The sequence below is a fragment of the Micromonospora sp. ATA51 genome, from assembly GCF_016802855.1.
In the GTDB taxonomy this organism is placed as follows: Bacteria; Actinomycetota; Actinomycetes; order Mycobacteriales; family Micromonosporaceae; genus Micromonospora; species Micromonospora sicca.
On the sequence record NZ_JAEVHJ010000358.1, the window covers coordinates 1 to 6,503 of the forward strand.

4 protein-coding genes are annotated in these 6,503 nt (G+C 68.0%); all 4 read right to left on the reverse strand.

Annotated features, from left to right (window positions below; all coding sequences use genetic code 11):
- Window positions 1-166 precede the first annotated feature (166 nt).
- A complete protein-coding gene (locus JNW87_RS32855; RefSeq protein WP_238455019.1) occupies window positions 167-415 on the reverse strand; it encodes a hypothetical protein in 249 nt (82 codons plus the stop codon).
- 35 nt (window positions 416-450) lie between these two features.
- On the reverse strand, window positions 451-2,667 hold the full coding sequence (locus tag JNW87_RS32860) for a hypothetical protein (protein ID WP_238455020.1): 2,217 nt from the start codon (window positions 2,665-2,667) through the stop codon (window positions 451-453).
- A 374-nt stretch (window positions 2,668-3,041) separates the two neighbouring features.
- Window positions 3,042-4,016, reverse strand: coding sequence for a DUF2637 domain-containing protein (locus JNW87_RS32865; RefSeq protein ID WP_309234131.1), 975 nt, complete (start codon window positions 4,014-4,016; stop codon window positions 3,042-3,044).
- Window positions 4,017-4,195: 179 nt separating this feature from the next.
- The coding region (locus JNW87_RS32870; RefSeq protein ID WP_238455021.1) for a BTAD domain-containing putative transcriptional regulator at window positions 4,196-6,503 on the reverse strand (2,308 nt) is incomplete at its 5' end.

The following is a 6,503-nucleotide window of genomic DNA, read 5'->3' on the forward strand; positions in this document are numbered from 1 at the left end:
CTCGCCATTTAGCGGCTTCGGCAAGACGCAGGGGTGCACCGCGCGGGCTTACCCAGGAGGATCAAATGCTGAGTTGTGGGACTGACGGCAGGTGAGCGTGACCGGGGTGGGCGCGGTAGAGCTCCCACCCCGGCCACAGACTCACCTGATCTTGACGCTGTTCCCCTTAGCGTCGGTGCCAGACACTTGGTAGGTGGGGGTTGCTGTGGCGGCGTCCGCGCCTGGGGCCGTAGGCCTTCAAGGTGAAGTGGTCGTTGGTGTTCGGAGTCAGCCGGTCGCCGTCGATGCCCTCGACGGTGAACGGGTTACCTGTGGTCGCGCCGTCGACCGTGACCGATGCTTTGCCTTGGAATCGGCTGCGGGAGTTGTTGGTCTGGTCGGTGACCATCCATGTAAAGCGCGTCGCGCTGACCATGAAGCTGTGGCAGCCGTTAGGGTGCGGTGATCAAATTATCCACACGTGGCTCTTGGAGCAGCAGAACGATCACCGAACTGGTCCACCATGGCTGCCGGCGCGTCGTCCAGGACGTAGTGGCGCTGAACGCATGCAATGTACTGGCCACCCGTCTCGATTCTCTGCAGGTGGCTGTTCTGGTCAACGAACCAAGCAGAACCGTTGGACATGCGCAGCACCCAGTTCCGGGCGTCAGCTGGTAGTTGGATCTCGGGCTGGCTCTCGTCGCACGTGGCCGGATAGGCTGATTCCTGAGTCCAAGGCAGCGGCACGGTTTGGCGGTTTACGAAGTCGCGCAGGATATACCGTCGGTTAAGGCATGCGATTGTCGAGGCATCCAATGTGCTCACAGCGACGCCGCCCTCCTCAAGCACGAGGTAAGCCTGACCACGTTGATCGCCTGTCGGACCGCTCGCCAAGCGCCAGAGCAGCCCCGAGCGCTGCCCTGCTCCCAGAATGCTGCCGTCGGGACCGACGCCACCGTTGCCACCACCGCCAGGGTTAGGTGGAGGCGGGTACCGGTAGGTGAGGTAGGCGTCGAGTTCGCGTTGGAAGATCGCACGCAGGGTGTCTGCGAGATAGGTCTCCGTGTCAATGATGAAGTTAACTGCCTCAAGCACCACTTTTGCACGGGCGGACACGAACGAGGCTGCAGTGGAGGCACACGCCAGGATCGCGGGCAAATCGGCCTGCGAGACCGAGATGCTGTAACCGCAGTCGTTGAGGGCCGAGTAGAGGTCTGCTAGTTCATCTGGCTTCAGCACCTTATCGAACTGGCGCAGAGTGTAGGCGCTGGCGTTAACGGCCGGAGGTACGGCGGCGTCAACCTTCTCGGCGGTGCGTCCTTGCGGTACACGCACGATTGCCGACCCACCGGGCGGAACGTAGACGGACCCGGGGTAAGGCCCCGACCCGTTCTTCTTTGCGAAGAAGAGATCGGTTAGCAGATTCCCGCTCGGCCTTACGGAGATGACTGTGGGTTCACCCATCGGTGAAATCAACATGGCTGCGCCGGTATTGTTAGCAAGTTTCCAATCAGCAGCCCCACTTGCGGCCTCGACGCAATGACGGAAGAAGGGTTGGCCGGTGGCTAGCCGAAGATCGAACATGGAACCGTGGGTGGCAACGAGCTCGCTGCTGCTGACGTCGGGGTTGCATTCCGGCTGTGAGGCACCGACCCCTGCGTACTCCTGGACCGTCTGTAGCAGCATCTGACGTCGAGAGAAAGGCGTGGCGGTCGGCGCGGAGATAATCCAAGGCTTGGGAAGCCACGTCGCCTGGAGGATGGACAGACTGGCTGTTGAAACAGTGAGGGTCTTTCTGCCCAGGTTAACGTCAGCAGCGGCACCGGCAAAGATCTGCGGTTCAGTGCCCGCCGGGAAGTGAACCGCTACCGGATCGAAGTCCAGGTCAACCCCAGCCGTCAACGACGGGTCCAGTGGGAGGGTTACGGATACGCGCTGCGACTCGCCGTTGCCCCAGTTGCCCCAGATGTGGAAGTCTGCCGCCGGGCCGCTCAGGGGGGAGGGCGCGGAAACATCAGTGATGCTCGCCCAGGCACCAAAGGGGGTGAGAACGTTTTCTGGGACCTGGAGGGAAAAGGGCCCACGGTTGACGTGGCCGCCGAGGCTTCGGTAGATCCATCGGTAGTTGGTGGTGGAAGTTTTTACGGGCGCTGGGGTGAGGCAGCTGCGAGCGCGAAGGGAGTCGAGGGTGCCTTTACCTACTCCAGGCACGCGTTCAGGCGTGACGTGGCGCCCGGTCGCAAACGGTCGGGCCTGGATCAAGCGTTTGGCTGCCGGTCGCGACATGCCGAGGCGCGTGACCAGTTCATCGGTATCGGCAGTCTGGAGATCGGGCCGGTCGTCTCCGCATGCCTCGTCGGACGGCGGTGGCAGTTGGGTCGGTGTGGCGCACGCCTTACCTGATGCCAGGATCTCGGTCAGCTTTCCCGGTCCGATACCAGGCACGACGAGAAGATCCCGCGGTCCTAGATACGGCCGCAACTCGATGATCCGATGCGCGACGGGAGGGTCGATGCTGAACGCTGTGGTCAGCGCCAAATCATCGGCATGGTTGATGTCTATCTGGCCGGCCTGGCACACCATAGAGACATCTGGCAGGTTGTCAGCCTGACTTGCCGCCGGCAGCGCAGTAGCGGGTCCTGCAGCGACGCTGACGGCGACGCTGGTGCCAGAAACCGTCAGCATCATCGCAACCGCTGTCCGTGTGATCCGGGGACCAGCCCGTCTCTGTTGTTCGATTTGCCCTAATAGTCCTTGCTGACGAGCACGCACGCGAAGCTCCCGTCCCTCAGAAACTGGCCTTGCAATCGCGAACGTAGCAGCGCGATCACGAATAGTAAGCAGCCTGTTGGCCGGGGAATATAGACCTTTGTACCGCACCCCTCGGGCCGGTCGGGTCTGAGTCCTGACGAGGTCAGCAACCGGCGGGACCCGAAGCCGTCCGCCGGCGGCTCGACCGGCGGTGCCGGCCGCAGATCCTCGTCGCCGAGAGACGTGTTGACCAAAGCATGAACGTCGAGCTTTTCTGCGCTAAGCGGGCTGGCGGTTGCCGGAACGGGGCGTCAGCGAGGCAGGCCGTCGGCGAAGTGGCGAGCGTGCGGGCCGTTGGCGGGCGGTGTGGCGGTGTCTTTGGGTGGCGGCCAGTGTCGGCGTACGGTGCGTTCGGATCGGCCGATTCGCGCGGCGATCTCCGCCGGATGCAGATCGGGATCCTGCCGGTACCAGTAGGCGACAGCGGCGGCGGTTTTCGAGGGCACCTCGCCTTCCGCCCTCTGGTCGTTCGGCACGCCGTGGCTCACCAGCGAGCGCGGTCGGGGGGCCTCCGCAGGGACGGACGTGGAGACGTCACTGGTGGCAGCTGATGCCCGCGGGCGCTGCCCTTCGTGGCGTCCATCGGGTCGCGGTGGCGAAGTCCGCCCGGCAGGTGGGCTTTCGATGCCTCTTGTCGCGGACGGCGGATCAGCAGCATGTGTGGGATCGGGGGGTACGGCGGCTGATTCGGGCCGCCGGTGCTCGCCTGCGTCAGCCGCGAGACCGGCCGCTGTCTCTTCGGCGGAAGCAATAACGCGTCCGGTCGTCGGTGCGGCCGTACGCGCGGCGGCTGGTGTCGCGGCGGCAGGAGGAGTGTCTGCGTCCGGAGGGGGCGCGGCGGTGCCGAGTGTGGGAGTCGATATCTGTGGCGGTGCCGGATTGACCGGCGGCGCCACGGACGTTATGGGCTCGGGCCGGGTGATCGGCGAGGGACGGTGTTCGGGTGTGGCTGCCCGGATCCGTGCAGTGATTTCGACGAGGCTGACACTGGCGACGATGACGAGCCCGTCAACGGAGATGGGAAGCAGGTAGGCGGCGGACGCCTCAGTTTCCCCGTACCGTGCGGCGACCCCGACGAGATGCCAGTACGACACCCAGGTCGCGATGGCCGCGATGACGGTGGTTGCGGCGATCCGGATCACGCCGAGGGAGCGGCGGTGGTGGGGGACGCGGGAGATCAGTTCGACGGTGAGCAGCAGGGCGAGTGGCGGCCACGCGGCGATCATCTGGCTGATCGGGTTTGGTCGTGCATGTAGGACGTTCGCTGCCAACGACGCGGTGACGCCGAGGGTGAGGGTCGCGCGTACGGCCCACCGCAGTCGAGGCAGATGGGTGCTGGTGTCAGCGAGTGTGGTGGTGCTCGCGACGGTGGCGCCGCGGGTCTGTGCGGTGCTCCTTGCGGCGCTCATGCGGCGGCCCCGTCGCCGGGTCGGCGCCGTGGGCGGGGGTCGCGGTCCGGCCGGCGCAGGTCGGCGACGAGTCGGTCGGCCAGGTTGAGTGTGGCGTCGCTGGGTTCGGCGTCTATGTCGGCGAGCCGGCGGGTCAACGTCCGCCGCAGCGCGCGGACGGCGTCAAGGTGGCCGAGTTGCGCGCGGGCGCGCATCGCGGCTTGGTACAGCGCTTCGGCGTAGGGGTACTGGACGATCGCGGCGTCGAGGACGGCGAGTTGCTCGGTGGGTTGGCCAGCTAGTTCCTCGACGAGGGTGATGGTGGCGTCGAGGGCCTCCTGGCCCACGGTCTCTCGGTAGGGCTCGAGCCATTCGTACTCGCGGTCTTCGGCGAGCGGTTGGTAGGTGTCGACGGCGCGGCGCAGCGCCGCGATCCGCTCGGGCTTGGAGACGGCGGTGTCGGCGGCGCGGATAGCGGCGCGCATCCGCCACAGGTCGACCTCGATGCGGTCGGTGTTGAGTTGGTATCGGTGGTGGGGGTGGGTGAGGTAGGTGCCGGGGCCGGCGTTGTGCCGTAGGACGCTGCGTAGGTCCGAGACGTAGGTGTGTAGCCGGTGCACAGCCTTGCTGGCGGGCGCGTCGGGCAGCAGATCGTCCAGGATCGCCTCCACCGACGCGCCGCCGTCGCGGACGGCTAGGTACACCAGCAGTTCGAGGGACTTCGCGCGCAGGTTGCGCTGCGGGTCGCCGCCGACGATGCCGGGCGCGCCGAGCACGGCCACCGCGACCCGCCCGGGCCGGCGTGCCGTCTCGGTGTCGCCCGGCTCCTGGGGGACCGCGGCCGGGTCAATGCCGGCGGTGTGGTCAGCGTCGGCGTCTGCCGGGGCGGTTGTGTCAGCGGAGCCGGCCGGGGCGGCTTCCGCCTCAGGGGTTGAGGTGTTGGCTGTGGCGGAGGCGCCGCCCAAGGTGCTGTCCGTTTCATGAGTGGAGGTGTCGGTCGTGGCGGCGGTGACGGCTGCCGGGCGATGGCAGTCGGGATCCTCCGTGCCGCTGCCGTCCGCGCGCGCGTCGATGGCGACCTCGACGGCCGCTTCCCTGCCTAGCTGTTCGCCGTCGACCGGCGTCGACCGGCGGGCACGCTCCGCGGGCGTCTCGGCTTGTATGCGGGTGGGCGCGGCCTCGGTGGGGGCGGGTGCGGGGAGTCGGCCGGTGTGGGATTCGGCGAGGGTCGCGAGGAGGCCGGCGGCCTCGGTGGGGTTGATGACGGCGAAGCGCCCGATGTCGGCGGGGTGGGGGCCGTGGCGATCGCCGTCGGCGGAGGTGGTGGTGCCGTCGTCGGCGACGTCGACGGTGGTGCCGTCGGGCCATGCGCCGAGCAGCACGCCGTGGATGTCCAGGCGTTGGCCTTGGGTGAGTAGGGCGGCGATGCGGGCGCGTTCCTGGCAGGCGGTGGCGTCGGCGAGCAGCGTGACCGGCGGGAGTGGTTCTTCGTAGGGGTCGGCGGCGCGCAGGTCGGTGACAGTGTCGACCTCGTGCTGGTAGGCCAGCCGGGTGCGGTGCAGCGTCTGCGCTTCGAGGATCTCCAGGGCTTCGTCGAGGCCGGGGGTGAGGGTCAGTCGGGGCGTGCGGGGCAGGTTGACCGCGGCGGCGCCGAGCAGCGTCGCCGCGGTGGCCGATGGCATCACCACCTGGGTTCGGGCGTCGGGGTGGTCCAGGCCGCCTGCGGCCAGGGCGGCGGTGAGGAATCCGCGGGCGGCGGCTTGCGCGCCGGGCCCGGTCAGGCCCAGTCCGGCGGGCGGCCACAGCGCCGACAGCGGATGTGCGAGGGCCGGCGCCACCGGCAGGGGGTTACCGGTAGCGGGGTCATTGGGGTCGGAGTTGGCCGCGTGCTGAGCGTCGGAATCGGCAATGTTGCCGTGCATCGTCTCGGCGTCAGCCTCGTCGATGCTGTTAGCGGTGTCGGCGGGGCGGTGGCCGCCGATGTCGTTGACCTCGCCGTTGACGACCACATCGACGGCGGCGGACTCATCGTGGTCAGGCACGTGGGGGTGGTCGACGGCGGCGCGGCGCAGTGCGCGGCGGATCTGGTTCACCACGCGGGGCATGGGCGCCAGGTCGGGGTCGCTCAGGCGCGGCTGCGCCGAGGGCCGGCGGGGGATGTAGCGCCGTCGGCGGTGTGCCCATACCAGCGCGACGGCGGCGGCGATGGCCAGCGCGAGGCCGAGGTCGACCCAGCTTCCGCTGGGCAGGGACACACCACCTGAGGACCGGTCCGCGTTGCCGACGGGGGCGTCGGTGTCGTCGGTGGCGGCACCATCGCCGGGC